This window comes from Roseibium sp. RP-7, from assembly GCF_053005225.1.
In genome coordinates, this window is sequence record NZ_JBRKQA010000001.1 from 1,449,692 (window position 1) to 1,465,198 (window position 15,507).

The following is a 15,507-nucleotide window of genomic DNA, read 5'->3' on the forward strand; positions in this document are numbered from 1 at the left end:
AATTTTTGCAATGAGAAGCTCCACAAGATGGATAGTTTTTGCAATTACATGACGTTTTTGGGTTGTATATCAGCTAAATTTCATTAGTTCCCTTAAGTAAGAATTCACGAAAAACGAAATAGGCTTTGGCAATGTTGGCTGGCTCAATGCGTGGGGGCCGGATTGCGGGTGCGATGATGTCTGTCGCCAAAGAGAGCCGAACTTATGACCATACGTCTCTGGTTGATCGTTCTTTCGTTGATTTCAAACGTTCTTGCCCTTGCCTTGCCACTCGCACTTATTCAGGTTTACGATCGAATTCTCGCAAATCAGGCGGTTGGAACTGCCTTTGTCATTTTTTCCGCCGTTGCACTGGCCATCTTGCTGGATGGTTTGGTGAAATATGCGCGGGCTTCAATCCTGGGGCGGCTTGCGGCGCAGGCGGAATATGAGCTGTCGTTCAAGACGGCCGAGAAGCTGCTCTCCATTGACGCAAACAGGCTCGGGCAGTTCAGCCCCGGGCGCATTCGCGAGCTGTTTACAGCTATCAACAGGTCCAACGATGTCCTGATAGGGCAATCGACGCTTGCCGTCTTCGATGCGCCCTTCGCGATCACCTTTCTCGTCCTGGTTTGGTTCCTGGGCGGGCCCACCGTGTTCGGGCCGTTGGCGGTGGTCGTTGTCTTTGGCGCTCTGGCACTGTTTTCCGCCTACAGGCAGGCAAAGGCAGGCAAGGCCTTGTTCGAGGCCTCGGCCGAAGAAGCTTCACTTATCATGAATTGCCGCGAACACATTGACCGGCTTATCGCACGCGGGAAGCTGGGTGAGTTTGCCGGCAAGTTGCGCCTGCACGAGAAACGAAAGGCGGCAGCCCAGGAGACCTCGGAAAGCAGCCTTGCAGCCTCGCTCAACCTCAGTCAGACCGGCGGTCTGGCGACAACGGTTCTGGTGCTGGGTGTCGGTGCAATGGTCGTGCTTGCCGGTGACATGACGACCGGGGGGCTGGCAGCCTGTCTGATCCTCGGGCAAAGGGGTGTTGCCGGTCTTCTTGGTCTTGTGAATGCCTTTGCCCGGCACCGGGTTTCCGCATCCGCGTTCAAGACCATCCAGGACCTTCTTGCGTTGCCTTCTGCCCACTCTCTTCGGGGCACAGCAGTGGAAAGTGAAGGGAATATTGGTTTGCGATTTGACGTCGAGGGTTGCCGGGTTGTCTGCGAACCCGGACAGTGCCTTGTCGTTCGTCCTTCGAATGGGCAGCAGGCTGCGGCAGTCTTTGGCCAACTGGTACATGCACTGTCGGAAAATGACGCAGAGGGCACCGGCCCGCTAAAGAAGGCCGAGATTTTCGCGGCAGACGGAAAGTCTGTCTCTGCACTTAAGTGCCGCGTGTCCGTTTGCGATGAAGGGCTCACCGTCTTCAACGGAACGCTGCTGGAAAACATGACGGCCTTTGACAGCGAGGCGACCGGGCGAGCCGTGTGGTTGTCCGAGCAGCTCGGTCTGGCCGACGCGATCGGACGACTGCGCGACGGGCTGGAAACGCGTTTGTCTCCCGGTCTTGGTGTACCGCTGTCAGATGGGCACCTGAAGCGTCTCATGCTGGTTCGAGCTCTGGCAGGTCAACCTCAAGTCCTGTTGCTGAAATCTCCCTCCCTTTTTCTCGACGCGCGCGGCATTGATCAGCTGACCGGTCTTTTGAGGGCCCTTGAAGGCAAGGTCACGACCATTGTGTTCGACAACGCCGGAGGACTGGTCGAGCAGTTCGAAAACTGCGTGAATCTTCCCGTCCCACAAGTGCCGATGACGGAAGCCGCCGCATGAATGTTCAGTCCAAAGTGTCGGGAAGTTCCACAATGGCTGCCGGATGGTCGAGCGATGATCCGGTTCAACGCACGGATCTTGAAAATGTCCTGCTGGCCGTTCTGACCGAGCTGGGCTGGCGCCGTTCCAGCGAAGTTCTGGGCGCGGCGATGTCACATGAAACCGGACTGCAGTCGCTCGATGACGCGGCGATGGTGCTTGATCTTATCGATATCGGCGCGAGCGTTGAAGCGAAGCTGCCCGCCGCATGGCTGAGCGGACTGGACGGTGCCCTGGTCGTAAAGGACAGGCAAGGAGTACATGCGCTCGTCCGGGAGGACACACGCGAATTCTCGACATCTTCCGCAGGCCTCGACCGCGACCAGGTTCGCCGCCGCATAAGGAACGCCGGCAAGCTGCTATTTGTTCATAACCCGGAACACTCCGTCGCGACGGTCCATGCCATTTCGGTGCGCGCGCGGATGCGCAGGGTCGCCATGACGGCGCTGTTTCTGTCGCTCGTGCTCAATGCGCTTGCGCTGTTCATCCCATTCTTTTCGATGGCGATTTTCGACCGGGTTCTGGGGGCACAAGCCTCGGAGAGCCTGATCCCGCTGCTTTCAGGCGCAAGTGTCGTACTTCTTGCCATCGTGATTTTGCGGAGTATGCGGGCGAGAATCCTTGCGGCCGAATATGCGCGTCTGGTCGCGGTAATCCGACTGATGTCGTTGTCGCGTATTTTGCGCCTGCCTCACGCAATCCGGCACAAGTTGGGTTTCGATCGGCTGCAAGGCAGGTTGCAAACGACGTCGATGGGAGCAGAGGCCTTTGCATCTCAGAACACACCCGCAATCTTTGATGCCCCGTTTGTGCCGCTGTCGATTTTTGCGATTGCTTTTGTCGGCGGCTGGATGGCCATTGTGCCGGCAATTTATCTGACGCTGTTTTTCGCCTTGAGCTGGATCCTGAGCGAAACCAGGCAGAGCCTGGACCCGCAGCTTGAAAATGCAAATCAGAAGCGCGTTGAGGCCCTGACAGAGCTGAGTGCGAAGGCCGCGGTAATCCGGAACATCGATCATGGAAGATCCTGGTTCACCAAGTTTGTATCCCTTGCCCGGCAGGCGGCTTTCGTGAAGCACCGACAGGCGCAGCGCTCTGCTGCCCTGCAGTCTCTTGCTTATGTTCTTGGAACGGGCGCAGCCCTGACAACGCTTTGCGTCGGTATAGCCCTTGCCATGAACGGCACCATCACGGCAGGCGCGCTCATTGGAACAATGTTGCTGACCTGGCGCGTCACAGGGCCTTCCCAGGCCTTTTTCCTGGCTATTCCGCGGTTGAAGGCGATCCGTCAGGCAATTTCGGGGCTCGAGCAGTCATTTTCCTGGGGAACGCCGCAGGCACAGCCTGCATCGCTCGAAAGGCTGGAGCAAGGCCCGCCGGAAGTCAGCGGGAAGGGCCTTTACCTGAAGTTCGACCAGAGTTCGGAGCCGGCCCTGACAGGCGTTTCGTTCAATTGTGCTCCTGGAACTCTCACGATTGTCATGGGGCCGAACGGCGCTGGAAAGTCGACACTTCTGAAAGTGATCTCCGGCCTTGTTCCTGCCCAGTCAGGGCGCCTGTCAATCAATGGTCGCTCGGTAAGCCAGTATGATCCAGATGACCTGGCGCGATCCACCTGCCTTCTTCGGATCGGCGATTATCACGGTGAAACAGATGAAAAGGCCTTTGCGCAGCTGAGGGAAGAATGGCACTCGACTGCAGACAATGATGCAGCGGCAAATTGCCGGTTCATACTGCTGGACGACAGCACCGGCGCAGCAACGGCGGGAAGCCGGAAGCAACTTCAAGAATTCCTGAAAGCAGCCAGGGGCAAGGCAACGATCTTCCTTGCGACGCACGACACAACCCTGGCCGAACTCGCGGACAACGCACTTATTCTGGACGATGGCGGCATGGCCTATTTCGGTCCTGTGAAGCCCGCCAGTCAACCAATCGATCCGTCGGAGGACGCCAGCCGATGAAAGCGACCCATCTGGATAGTCAGTTTGAACTGAATGACGGCAAGGCGGTCAGGCTGACCAACATGGCTGCAGCCGTGATCGGCATCTGCCTGGTGCTGTTCATTGCGTGGGCCGTTGCGACGCCTGTTGATGAAGTTGCCAAGGCGCGGGGCGTAATCGAACCGGTCAGCGAAGTGCAGCGCCTGCAGAGCGAACATGGTGGGGCGTTGGCAACACTGGTTGTGCGCAAGGGCGGGACGGTCGCAAAAGGCGACGTCATAGCGATATTCGACAATAGCGAGTTGAAGTCGGAGCTCCGTGAAGCGCAGACAAAATCACTTGCGCTGACGCTTGAGCGTGAGCGGCTGCTGGCGATCGTGGAAACAAGAACCCCTGAGTTCCAGAAAGCTGCCGCTCCTTTCACGGCACCGCCGGATCTTATTGCGGTCAAGAACGGGACGGCCACGGCACCTTCAACAAACCAGCGAACTGTTGAGGAACTCATCAACCGGGAAATGGCCGCTTTTGAGGCGAGGGTCGCCTTCCTGTCCAATGAAAGAGACGTCATCAATCGCCAGATAGCCGAAAAGGCGGCAGATGTCTGGGCAATTGATTCCGAACAACCTGCGATCGAGCGGCAACTCACCGTCGCCCGGGAGGAAACAGAAAGCCTGCGAGACCTGGTGGACCGAGGGCTTGCGGCACGTCCTCAGCTGGTTGCGGCCGTGCAGGAAGAGGCGAGATATGAGTATGAGCTTTCGACCCTTTCAGGACGGCGCGCCGTTGCTGAAGCGCAGATTTCGGAGCTGCAGGAAAACCTCGAACGCGTCGGATTGAACGAGGCCTCCGAAGCACGCCAGCGGATTGCTGAAATCCACACGGAACACAGTGCGCTGGACGAACAAATGCAGCGGATCCAGAGGCGCTTGTGGTCAACAGAACTGCGCAGCCCGGTGGACGGATTTGTGCAATCGGTTCCCGAGACAATTGTCGGCCGGGTGATCGAACCTGGTGGGCTTGTGGCTGAAATCGTTCCACGGGACGTGGACTTGCGCTTCACGGCACAGTTGCCCCCTCGGGATGTCGGTTTTGTTTCCATAGGTCAGCCTGCCAAACTCAAGGTCGATTCCTTCGATTTCAGTCGCTACGGCTCTCTGACCGGGAAGGTGATCGAGGTTTCACCAACAACGATCGTTGATGAGCGCGGAACCGCCTACTACGAAGTTCTGGTGTCCGTCCCCGTTACTCATTTTGGTGATGATCCGGGTCGCTATTCGCTTTTGCCGGGCATGACCGGTGAGGCGGATATCCTGACAGGCAAGAAGACAGTCTTCGAATACATCTGGAAGCCGATCTATACGAACCTGGATCTGGCGCTGAGCGAGCGGTAGGAGCACCGTGATGGCCGATCAACCGGACAAAAAAGCCACTTCGCAGGATCAGGGTAGAACGCCGGAGGAGATCAAGGATTCCAGGAAGATCCAGCCAGAAGAAGTTTTTGGATGGACGCCAATCTCGGAAGGAGAGGATACGCCCCCCGCCGAAACACAGTTGCTGGAGAATGAGGAGGAAGGGCGTCCAACGTTAAACGATGACGCGATAAACAGTCCGTCGCCGCGTCATGCTCCGGCCGATGCGTCAGGTCAGGCTCACAGCGTTGCGCCTGCCACGCCAGCTGCCGGGCAACAGGCTGCACCGAGGAGTACCTACCAGGGTGAACATGCGGCGCCTGCATCAGGTCATCAAACCGATCTCCATCAGGCGCCGGGCGTGTCCCAACCTGGCTTTTCGGTGGGGGCGCCAGACGCCCCTCAAACGCTGCCACACTCTCATCCTTCGGTGGATGTGTCAGCTCTGCCGGACGCTCCTCCAAGGCCTCTTCCGCCGGTCGGTTCGCATACGTCGGTCGGAACACAACCTCCTTCCGGCAGTCAACCTCCTGCGGGAACACAGCCACCTGGCGGAACACAACCACCTAGTGGAACACAGCCACCGGCAGGAACTCAACCTCCCGGCGGAACGCAGCAGCCCTCCGTGTTGCTCACTGGGGTGCAGACCTTCACTGGCGGCGCACATCCGCCGGCGACTACCCAGCAAACTCCTGCCCAGATTGCGACCCAGACACCATCTCAGACTTCTGCACAGATCAGCGGCGTCGACACGAGCGTTGCGACGGAAGATCGGAACGTCGTTTCAGGATCATTGGTTGCCGGCGGCAAATTGCAGATCGTCGACCCTGATCCAGGACAGGATCACTTCACCGAGGTCACCGGTCCTGCCGGCGCAGGTGCGTATGGTCATTTCGAAATCCACGCCGACGGCCAATGGACTTACCATGCCGACAATAGTCAGGCAGCCATCCAGGGACTGAAGCCGGGGGACACGCTAACCGACAGGTTTACGGTCAACAGCGCGGACGGAACGTCTCATCAATTGCGGGTCGTTATCACCGGCACCAACGATGCCCCTGTGTTGAAGGCTGCGACGGCCTCGGCGACGGAGGACGGGAAGTCCGTCACCGGCCAGATGGTGGCAACCGACGTCGATCACGGCGACACAAAGACCTTCTCGGCCGGTCAGGCGGTCGACGGCTTTACCATGAACCAGGACGGGTCCTGGAGCTTCGACCCCAGCCATGCCGCCTATCAGCATCTGGCCGCGGGCCAGACCCAGCAGGTCACAATCCCGGTCACTGTCACCGACCAGGCCGGGGCAACGGATACCCAGAACCTCGTCATCACCGTGACCGGCAGCAATGACGGTCCCGTTGTGTCCGGCCCGGTCGATCTGGGCAGGGGAACGGAAGATCATTCCGTCCAGATCTCTGTGGCGCAGCTGCTGGCCCATGCCACCGACATCGACACGGGCGACACCTTGTCGGTGACAGGGCTGAGTGCAGACCACGGAACCATCAGTGGCGATGCTACGCACGGCTTCACCTTCACGCCCGACCCGGATTACAACGGCCCGGTCACGCTCAGCTACCAGGTCACCGACGGCCACGGCGGCACCGTTGCGCAGACCGCCTCCCTGACGCTGGGTGCGACCGATGATGCCGCCATCATCACCGGGACTGATACGGGTGATCTCACCGAGGACAAGAATGTCGGACGATCGTCCGTGCATGAGCTCGGTGTAAGCGGCATCCTGACCGTCCACGATCCGGATGGCACGGCCTTCGACCACTTCCAGTCCAACAGCCTGGGCGAACACGCGGTCTCGGATCCCTTCGGTGGCAGCTTGCACATCCTTCGCAGCGGCTGGTGGGGATACGAGGTCGACAACACCCATCCGGCTATCCAGGCGCTTGCAGCGGGCGAAGAGGGCCACGCGATCTACGAAGTGCACTCGGCCGACGGCACCGCGCACCGGATCCAGATCACAATCCACGGCACCAACGATGTCCCTGTGTTGAAGGCGGCAACGGCGTCGGCGACCGAGGACGGGAAGTCCGTCACCGGCCAGATGGTGGCAACCGACGTCGATCACGGCGACACAAAGACCTTCTCTGCCGGCCAGGCGGTTGACGGCTTCACCATGAACCAGGACGGGTCCTGGAGCTTCGATCCGAGCCATGCCGCCTATCAGCATCTTGCTGCGGGCCAGACCCAGCTGCTGACGATCCCGGTCACAGTAACCGACCACGCCGGGGCGACGGATACGCAGAACCTCGTCATCACCGTGACCGGCAGCAATGACGGTCCCGTTGTGTCCAGCCCGGTCGATCTGGGCAGGGGAACGGAAGATCATTCCCTCCAGATCTCTGCGGCACAGCTGCTGGCCCATGCCACAGACATTGATACGGGCGACACCTTGTCGGTGACAGGGCTGAGTGCAGACCACGGAACAATCACCGGCGATGCCGCACACGGCTTCACCTTCACGCCGGACCCGGATTACAACGGCCCGGTAACGCTCAGCTACCAGGTCACGGACGGCCACGGCGGGAGCGTTGCGCAGACCGCCTCCCTGACGCTGGGTGCGACCGATGATGCCGCCATCATCACCGGGACTGATACGGGTGATCTCACCGAGGACAAGAATGTCGGACGATCGTCCGTGCATGAGCTCGGCGTAAGCGGCATCCTGACCGTCCACGATCCGGATGGCACGGCCTTCGACCACTTCCAGTCCAACAGCCTGGGCGAACACGCGGTCTCGGATCCCTTCGGTGGTAGCTTGCACATCCTTCGCAGCGGCTGGTGGGGATACGAGGTCGACAATACCCATCCCGCCATCCAGGCCCTCGCGGCGGGTGAGGAAGGCCACGCAATCTACGAAGTGCACTCGGCCGACGGCACCGCGCACCGGATCAATATCACCATCCATGGCACCAATGACGGGCCGGTCCTGAGAGCTGCGACAGCCTCTGCCACGGAGGACGGCAAGTCCGTTACCGGCCAGATGGTGGCAACCGACGTCGATCACGGCGACACAAAGACCTTCTCGGCCGGTCAGGCGGTCGACGGCTTTACCATGAACCAGGACGGCTCGTGGAGCTTCGACCCCAGCCATGCCGCCTATCAGCACCTTGCCACCGGCCAGACCCAGCAGATCACCATCCCGGTGACGGTGACCGACCAGGCCGGGGCGACCGACACCCAGAACCTCGTCATCACGGTCACCGGTACCAATGACGGTCCCGTTGTGTCCGGCCAGGTCGATCTCGGCAGGGGAACGGAAGATCATTCCGTCCAAATCTCGGCAGCGCAGCTGCTGGCCCATGCCACGGACATTGATACGGGCGACACCTTGTCGGTGACAGGGCTGAGTGCAGACCACGGAACAATCACCGGCGATGCCGCACACGGCTTCACCTTCACGCCGGACCCGGATTACAACGGCCCGGTCACGCTCAGCTACCAGGTCACCGACGGCCACGGCGGCACCGTTGCCCAGACCGCCTCCCTGACGCTTGGCGCGACACCGGACGCGGCGGTAATTGCCGGCACCGATACAGGAGCCCTGACCGAGGATCGCGCAGCTTTTCACGGCCAACTCCTGACGCAGGGAACGTTGACGGTCACGGATCCAGACGCAGGGGAAGCGGCCTTCACACCGGTTGGGTGGCAAACAGGTGCAGCGACCTACGGCACTTTTTCCATCGATGCGAAGGGGCATTGGAACTACTTCGCCGACAACGCCCAGGCTGCCGTTCAGGGTCTGAAGCCGGGCGACACACTGACCGACAGGTTCGAGGTGACCTCAGTCGACGGTACGAAGCACACCTTGAGCGTGACGATTGCCGGCACCAACGACGCCCCTGTGTTGAAGGCTGCGACCGCCTCGGCGACGGAGGACGGTAAGTCCGTCACCGGCCAGATGGTGGTAACCGACGTCGATCACGGCGACACCAAGACCTTCGCGGCCGGCCAGCCGGTGGACGGCTTCACCCTGAACCAGGATGGGTCCTGGAGCTTCGACCCCAGCCATGCCGCCTATCAGCATCTTGCCGCAGGCCAGACCCAGCAGCTGACGATCCCGGTGACAGTGACCGACCACGCCGGGGCGACGGATACGCAGAACCTCGTCATCACGGTCACCGGCAGCAATGACGGTCCCGTTGTGTCCGGCCCGGTCGATCTCGGCAGGGGAACGGAAGATCATTCCGTCCAGATCTCGGCAGCGCAGCTGCTGGCCCATGCCACTGACATTGATACGGGCGACACCTTGTCGGTGACAGGGCTGAGTGCGGACCACGGAACAATCACCGGCGATGCCGCACACGGCTTCACCTTCACGCCCGACCCGGATTACAACGGCCCGGTCACGCTGAGCTACCAGGTCACCGACGGTCATGGTGGAAGCACCGCCCAGACCGCCTCTCTGACGCTGGCTGCGACTGATGATGCCGCCATCATCACCGGGACTGATACGGGTGATCTCACCGAGGACAAGAATGTCGGACGATCGTCCGTGCATGAGCTCGGTGTAAGCGGCATCCTGACCGTCCACGATCCGGATGGCACAGCCTTCGACCACTTCCAGTCCAACAGCCTGGGCGAACACGCGGTCTCGGATCCCTTCGGTGGTAGCTTGCACATCCTTCGCAGCGGCTGGTGGGGATACGAGGTCGACAATACCCATCCCGCCATCCAGGCCCTCGCGGCGGGTGAGGAAGGCCATGCAATCTACGAAGTGCACTCGGCCGATGGCACCGCGCACCGGATCGATATCACCGTCCATGGCACCAACGACGCGCCAGTCCTGAGCGCGGCGACCGCCTCGGCGACGGAGGACGGTAAGTCCGTCACCGGCCAGATGGTGGTAACCGACGTCGATCACGGCGACACCAAGACCTTCGCGGCCGGTCAGGCGGTCGACGGCTTTACCATGAACCAGGACGGCTCGTGGAGCTTCGACCCCAGCCATGCCGCCTATCAGCATCTTGCTGCAGGCCAGACCCAGCAGATCACCATCCCGGTCACCGTCACCGACCACGCCGGGGCGACCGACACCCAGAACCTCGTCATCACGGTCACGGGCAGCAACGACGGGCCCGTTGTGTCCAGCCCGGTCGATCTGGGTAGGGGAACGGAGGACAAGGCTGTTCTGATCTCTGCGGCGCAGCTTCTGGCCCATGCCACGGACATCGACACGGGAGATGTCCTCTCCGTCTCGAACCTGACCGCGAGCCACGGTACCATCACGGGAGACGTGGCCCACGGCTTCACTTTCATTCCGGATGCCAACTACAACGGTCCGGTGAGCCTTAGCTACCAGGTCACCGATGGTCACGGCGGAAGTGTCCCGCAAACCGCAAGCCTGGTTCTGGGGGCGACACCGGACGCAGCAGTCATCACGGGAACCGACACGGGCTTGGTGACGGAAGACAAGCACGTCACTGGTGGCTTGCTGACGGTGGACGGCACCCTGATGATTGTTGACCCGGATGCGGGCGAGTCGGCGTTTGCGCCGGTCACGGGCGTGGCAGGTGCGGGGACATACGGCACATTCACGCTGGATGCCCAGGGCCACTGGACGTATACGGCCGACAACAGTCAAGCCGCCGTTCAGGCGCTCCAGGTAGGTGGCACGCCGCTCACGGATACGCTCACAGTCGCCAGTCTTGACGGGACCACCCATGACATCACCGTCACCATTACGGGGACCAACGATGCCCCGGTCCTGATGGCAGCGACAGCCTCGGCTACCGAAGACGGCAGTTCTGTCACAGGACAGATGGTGGCAACGGATATCGACGCCGGAGATACCAAGGCCTTCTCCATCGGTCAGCCCATCGACGGCTTCACGATGAACACGGACGGTTCGTGGAATTTCGACCCAAGCCATGCGGCTTACCAGCATCTGGCAGCTGGGCAGACCCAGCAGGTCACCATCCCGGTCGCTGTCACCGACAGCGCCGGGGCAACTGACGCGCAAAGCCTTGTTATCACCGTAACCGGCACCAACGATGGTCCGGTCCTGACTGCTGCCACGGCATCGGCAGTGGAAGACGGCAAGGTCGTCACGGGACAGATGATCGCCACGGACGTGGATACAGGCGACACGAAGAGCTTCTCGATCAGTCATCCCGTCGATGGTTTCGCGATGAACACCGACGGCTCCTGGACTTTTGATCCGTCTCACGCCGCCTACCAGCATCTGGCGCAAGGCCAGGTCGAACAACTCACTATCCCGGTGACCGTGACCGACAGAGCTGGTGCCACCGGTACGGAAAATCTCGTCATTACCGTGACCGGTACCTACGACGCACCCGCCGTGACGCCATCCGTTGCAGCAGTGCAGGGCGTGGGCTCACAACATCTTTCCGGAACGTTCAGCAGCGGTGGCCAAGGTGGATGGGGCATCGACAATGGGCATGGCGGTGTCGTCGTTTCGCTGCAAGGCCTCTACGGGACATTGGTCATTGATCAGCAAACCGGACACTTCGAGTATCACTATCAACAGAACTCGGGTGTCATAAAGCAGGGCGGGACTTCCGCAGCGTCTGGTCAGCACATCGACACCTTCCACATCGTTCAGCAGGGCGCCTCTGCCGGGACTGCGGATGTTCAGGTCCAGATCGATGTTCAAAGCGTTCACGGTAGCAGTGGCCACCATGTCGATCACACGGTACTGCAAGGCATTACCTTCTCTCCTGTGCCAACCGTTCAGCATGATGCGCCCGATGAGCCAGATATTGACGACATCACCATCGATCTGATGAGTGCCGATCCAGCTCCGCCGCCAGACCACGACACGTCTTCCCAAGACGTTGCGGATGCTACAACCGGGCTTGGTCACGTCGAGAGCCAGACCGGTGACACCAATCCGGATGCGCCGCAGCAGCCGCCAATTGAACCTGCTGACGCCGGAGCCGGAAGACTGGCATCCTATTTCGAGGCAATCGGACAGGATCCGGAGGCGCCTCAGGCTCCACCGGTACACGCAGACCAATTGGGTGCCTATCTTGATGCAGTCGGTGTCGATCCTGCCAGCGCCACGACTTTGAGCGATCTGCCAGACCCAGCGACGCTGCCGGGCGATGATGTGTCAGACCTGGATGATGACGGACAACACGGTGCGAGTACCGCCGCCCCGGATGACGTTTCTGTTGCCGATTTGCCAGATCCTCTCTTGCCCAATCCAAATGACGATACGAACCAGCACGGGTAGGCCTGTCAGGCCGCCTAAATTCCAATCGGGACTAAAAGATATGTTCAAATTCGGCATTTGCTTCGCTGTCGCACTCACCTTTGCAGCGGTTCCCGCTACCGCCGGACAGTGGCGCGCTGTTTTTCCTGCCGGCGAAAGGATGCACAGCAGCTCATGGGCACTCGAAAGGGGATGCGGCCCGAACCAGTTGGCAGGTGCCTCGTGTTCCATCTTCAACGGGCGGTTCGTCCGGGTGTCGGCGCAGCCGTCCAAAGGTGTCGCCTATTGTGGCGAGGCGGCAGGAAAACAGAGAATTGAATACCACACTCCGGAACAACCCGACGGGGAATGGGATGCTGTCGTGACGGTGAACGGGACCGATATAAGAGCTATGACAGCCTATAGCTACTTCGGCAAAACACAACCGCCGCGCGGCTTTGTGGTCGCCCTCTTGGGGGAAGACCACTCCGAATACCTGGTGTTCGAAGACGACGGTCAGCGTTGGCTGGAATTCGGCGACAGCCGCTACGACGCGTGCGACTGACCAACAGCCACGTTGAAGACATTTGGGCCAACGTGAGCAAGGCCACACAAACTATATCCCTGACCGAGTGGCCGCCTCCTCCTCACGCAGCTTTTTACGAAGTGGAACAAGGCGACCTGCCACGTATCCCTGAATACGCGACCCGTCAGTGGCTGATCATCCATGGGCGTTTTGAGGGGAACGTCTTGCTGCCGTCGGCCTTGTAGACCGCACTTGAGCGAAAATTGCCTTTCGAGCCGGAACAGCACGAGCAGCCCGACGGGTGACGTTTTCGGTTTTCCCTCGCACTGTCGTCACGATCCGACTTGGTCGAGAATTTCGGATTGTGCCGGGAAGTTTCATTGCGCTGATGGGCAGCCCGGTCGCTGGGAGACAGGCCCGACATATGCGGTGCCTGAAGGATGGCGCGGGGGGCTTCCGCCTTACAGATCGGACATTCGATCGGATCCGCATGGGCGGACATCGGCCGGTTGGCGGAGATGGGACCGCAGGAAGCGCACAGATAATCGTAGGTCGGCATGATTGATCCTGAAAGACGGAAAGCCGGCTCGCCGGCGGAAGGGGTTTGAGACGGGCAGGGCCCGTCTCGTCGTCGCGTCCGGATCAAAGATCCGGGGCAAGCGGAACGTCGACCGATCCGTCAATGAAGGTCTTCGGTCCGTCCGCACCCGGCATCATGTCGAAGTCGAAGATGTCGGTCGGCAACCACAAGGTGGCACAGGCATTCGGAATATCGACCACGCCCGAAATGTGTCCCTGTACAGGGGCCGTTCCCAGGATGGCGTAGGCCTGCGCACCGGAATAGCCGAACTTCTTCATGTACTCGATGGCGTTGAGGCAGGCCATGCGATAGGCGATGTGCACGTCAAGGTAATGCTGTGTGCCGGCCTCATCGACCGAGATGCCTTCGAAGATCAGGTAGTCGTCATATTTCGGCGTGATCGGTGAGGGTTTGAAAATCGGGTTCTTGATCCCGTATTTTGCGACCCCGCCCTTGATCAGGTTGACCCGGATGTGCAGCCAGCCGGCCATTTCGATCGCGCCGCAGAAGGTGATTTCACCGTCGCCCTGGCTGAAATGCAGGTCACCCATGGAGAGACCGGCACCGTCCACATAGACCGGGAAATAGATCTTCGAACCGCGCGACAGATCCTTGATATCGCAGTTGCCGCCATGTTCGCGCGGGGGAACCGTCCGTGCGCCTTCGGCAGCTGCCTTGTCGCGCGCTTCACCCTTGAGCTGTCCCATATGCGCAGACTGGGTGTTCGGCAGGGCGGCAAGTGCCGGAACGCGGTCGGGATCCGTATCGAACAATGATTTTTCGCGAGTGTTCCACATGTCCAGCATCTTGCGGTCCGGCAGGCAGCCGATCAGACCCGGGTGGATCAGGCCGGCATAGCTGACGCCCGGCACATGGCGCGAGCGCGTGAACATGCCTTCGAAATCCCAGATGGATTTCTGGGCTTCCGGGAAGTGCTCCGTCAGGAACCCGCCGCCATTCTGCTTGGAGAAAAAGCCATTGAAGCCCCAGAGCATTTCTTCCTTGGCGCCGATGTCGAGAATATCGACGACCAGTAGATCGCCCGGCTCGGCTCCTTTGACGCCGATCGGACCGGAGAGGTAGTGCACCTGTTCCAGTTCGACATCGCGCACATCCGCCGCGTCGTCATTGTTCTTGATCTGCCCGCCGGTCCAGTCATAGGTCTCGATCTTGAAGTCGTCGCCAGGTTCCACCCAGACCGCCATCGGAATATCCGGATGCCAGCGGTTATGGACCTTTTCATTGGTATGCGGGGACTCGCTCAAATCTACCGAAATCAGTGTATCTGCCATGGGGTTCTCCTCTGGATTTGCGCCTGAAAAGCGTGCGCTGTTGAACTGGATGAGCTGGTTAGACGGACAGGAACGCGGAGACCTTTTCCTCGTCGACGCTTGCCCGCGGTTCGTCGTGGACAAGGCGGCCGTTCTCCAGGACGAGCACCCGGTCGGCGACGTCGAGGGCGAAGGACAGAACCTGTTCCGACACAACGATGGAAAGTCCGCGCTCGTCGCGGATACGTTTCAGGACGCGGCCCATCTCGCGGATGATCGACGGCTGGATGCCTTCGGTCGGCTCGTCCAGCAGCAGGACCTTAGGGTTGGTTGCCAGCGCGCGGGCAATCGCCAGCTGCTGTTGCTGGCCGCCCGAGAGATTGCCGCCGCGACGGCCCTTCATGTCGAGCAGCACCGGAAACAGCTCGTAGATGTCGCCGGGAACCTTGCTCTGACCGCTGATGGTCAGGCCGGTTTCGATGTTTTCCTGGACCGTCATGGTCGGAAAGATCATCCGCCCCTGAGGCACATAGGCGATGCCTCTGGCGACGCGCTCGTAGCTTTTCATGGTGGTGATGTCGACGCCGTCGACCGCGGCAGCGCCGTTGCTGGTGGGCACGATCCCCATCAGGGATTTCATCAGCGTGGTCTTGCCCATGCCGTTGCGGCCCATGATGGCGATGATTTCTCCCGGCGCGACCGTGAAGTCGAGGCCGTGCAGGACTTCGCTCTGGCCGTAGGCAACGTGATACTGTGCAACATTGAGCATGGTCG

Annotated in this window: 8 protein-coding genes; 5 read left to right on the top strand and 3 right to left on the bottom strand. The window is 60.4% G+C overall.

What is annotated here, in order from left to right:
- Positions 1-204: 204 nt before the first annotated feature.
- The 5 genes from ACVDG9_RS06595 to ACVDG9_RS06615 all read left to right on the top strand — a co-directional run bounded on the left by ACVDG9_RS06595 (position 205) and on the right by ACVDG9_RS06615 (position 12,921).
- Complete coding sequence (locus ACVDG9_RS06595; RefSeq protein ID WP_075281285.1) at positions 205-1,800, top strand: ATP-binding cassette domain-containing protein; 1,596 nt, start codon at positions 205-207, stop codon at positions 1,798-1,800.
- A complete protein-coding gene (locus ACVDG9_RS06600) occupies positions 1,797-3,800 on the top strand; it encodes an ATP-binding cassette domain-containing protein (protein ID WP_447237584.1) in 2,004 nt (667 codons plus the stop codon). The genes ACVDG9_RS06595 and ACVDG9_RS06600 overlap by 4 nt, the downstream gene beginning before the upstream one ends.
- A complete protein-coding gene (locus ACVDG9_RS06605; protein ID WP_023001593.1) occupies positions 3,797-5,170 on the top strand; it encodes an HlyD family type I secretion periplasmic adaptor subunit in 1,374 nt (457 codons plus the stop codon). Before ACVDG9_RS06600 ends, ACVDG9_RS06605 begins: the two co-directional genes overlap by 4 nt.
- A gap of 643 nt (positions 5,171-5,813) precedes the next feature.
- Positions 5,814-12,398, top strand: a complete 6,585-nt coding sequence (locus ACVDG9_RS06610; RefSeq protein ID WP_447237585.1) for a VCBS domain-containing protein — start codon at positions 5,814-5,816, stop codon at positions 12,396-12,398.
- A gap of 40 nt (positions 12,399-12,438) precedes the next feature.
- Positions 12,439-12,921: a hypothetical protein gene (locus ACVDG9_RS06615; protein ID WP_447237586.1), complete on the top strand. Its 483-nt coding sequence runs from the start codon at positions 12,439-12,441 to the stop codon at positions 12,919-12,921.
- 145 nt (positions 12,922-13,066) lie between these two features.
- Here the strand turns inward: ACVDG9_RS06615 and ACVDG9_RS06620 are convergent, their stop codons facing one another.
- The 3 genes from ACVDG9_RS06620 to urtE all read right to left on the bottom strand — a co-directional run bounded on the left by ACVDG9_RS06620 (position 13,067) and on the right by urtE (position 15,502).
- The gene (locus tag ACVDG9_RS06620) at positions 13,067-13,441 is read right to left on the bottom strand and encodes an FmdB family zinc ribbon protein (RefSeq protein WP_168685762.1); all 375 of its coding nucleotides are present in this window, start codon (positions 13,439-13,441) and stop codon (positions 13,067-13,069) included.
- Positions 13,442-13,524: 83 nt separating this feature from the next.
- Entirely contained in the window at positions 13,525-14,754 is a 1,230-nt protein-coding gene (fmdA, locus tag ACVDG9_RS06625) for a formamidase (RefSeq protein WP_055658422.1), read from the bottom strand.
- 58 nt (positions 14,755-14,812) lie between these two features.
- On the bottom strand, positions 14,813-15,502 hold the full coding sequence (urtE, locus tag ACVDG9_RS06630) for an urea ABC transporter ATP-binding subunit UrtE (protein ID WP_055658424.1): 690 nt from the start codon (positions 15,500-15,502) through the stop codon (positions 14,813-14,815).
- Positions 15,503-15,507 lie beyond the last annotated feature (5 nt).

What these genes read in the sequence shown, in the direction of transcription:
- ACVDG9_RS06595 (WP_075281285.1), top strand. Translation starts at nt 205, where the DNA reads ATGACCATACGTCTCTGGTTGATCGTTCTTTCGTTGATTTCAAACGTT.
- ACVDG9_RS06615 (WP_447237586.1), top strand. Translation starts at nt 12,439, where the DNA reads ATGTTCAAATTCGGCATTTGCTTCGCTGTCGCACTCACCTTTGCAGCG.
- ACVDG9_RS06620 (WP_168685762.1), bottom strand. Translation starts at nt 13,441, where the DNA reads ATGCCGACCTACGATTATCTGTGCGCTTCCTGCGGTCCCATCTCCGCC.
- fmdA (WP_055658422.1), bottom strand. Translation starts at nt 14,754, where the DNA reads ATGGCAGATACACTGATTTCGGTAGATTTGAGCGAGTCCCCGCATACC.
- ACVDG9_RS06600 (WP_447237584.1), top strand. Translation starts at nt 1,797, where the DNA reads ATGAATGTTCAGTCCAAAGTGTCGGGAAGTTCCACAATGGCTGCCGGA.
- ACVDG9_RS06605 (WP_023001593.1), top strand. Translation starts at nt 3,797, where the DNA reads ATGAAAGCGACCCATCTGGATAGTCAGTTTGAACTGAATGACGGCAAG.
- urtE (WP_055658424.1), bottom strand. Translation starts at nt 15,502, where the DNA reads ATGCTCAATGTTGCACAGTATCACGTTGCCTACGGCCAGAGCGAAGTC.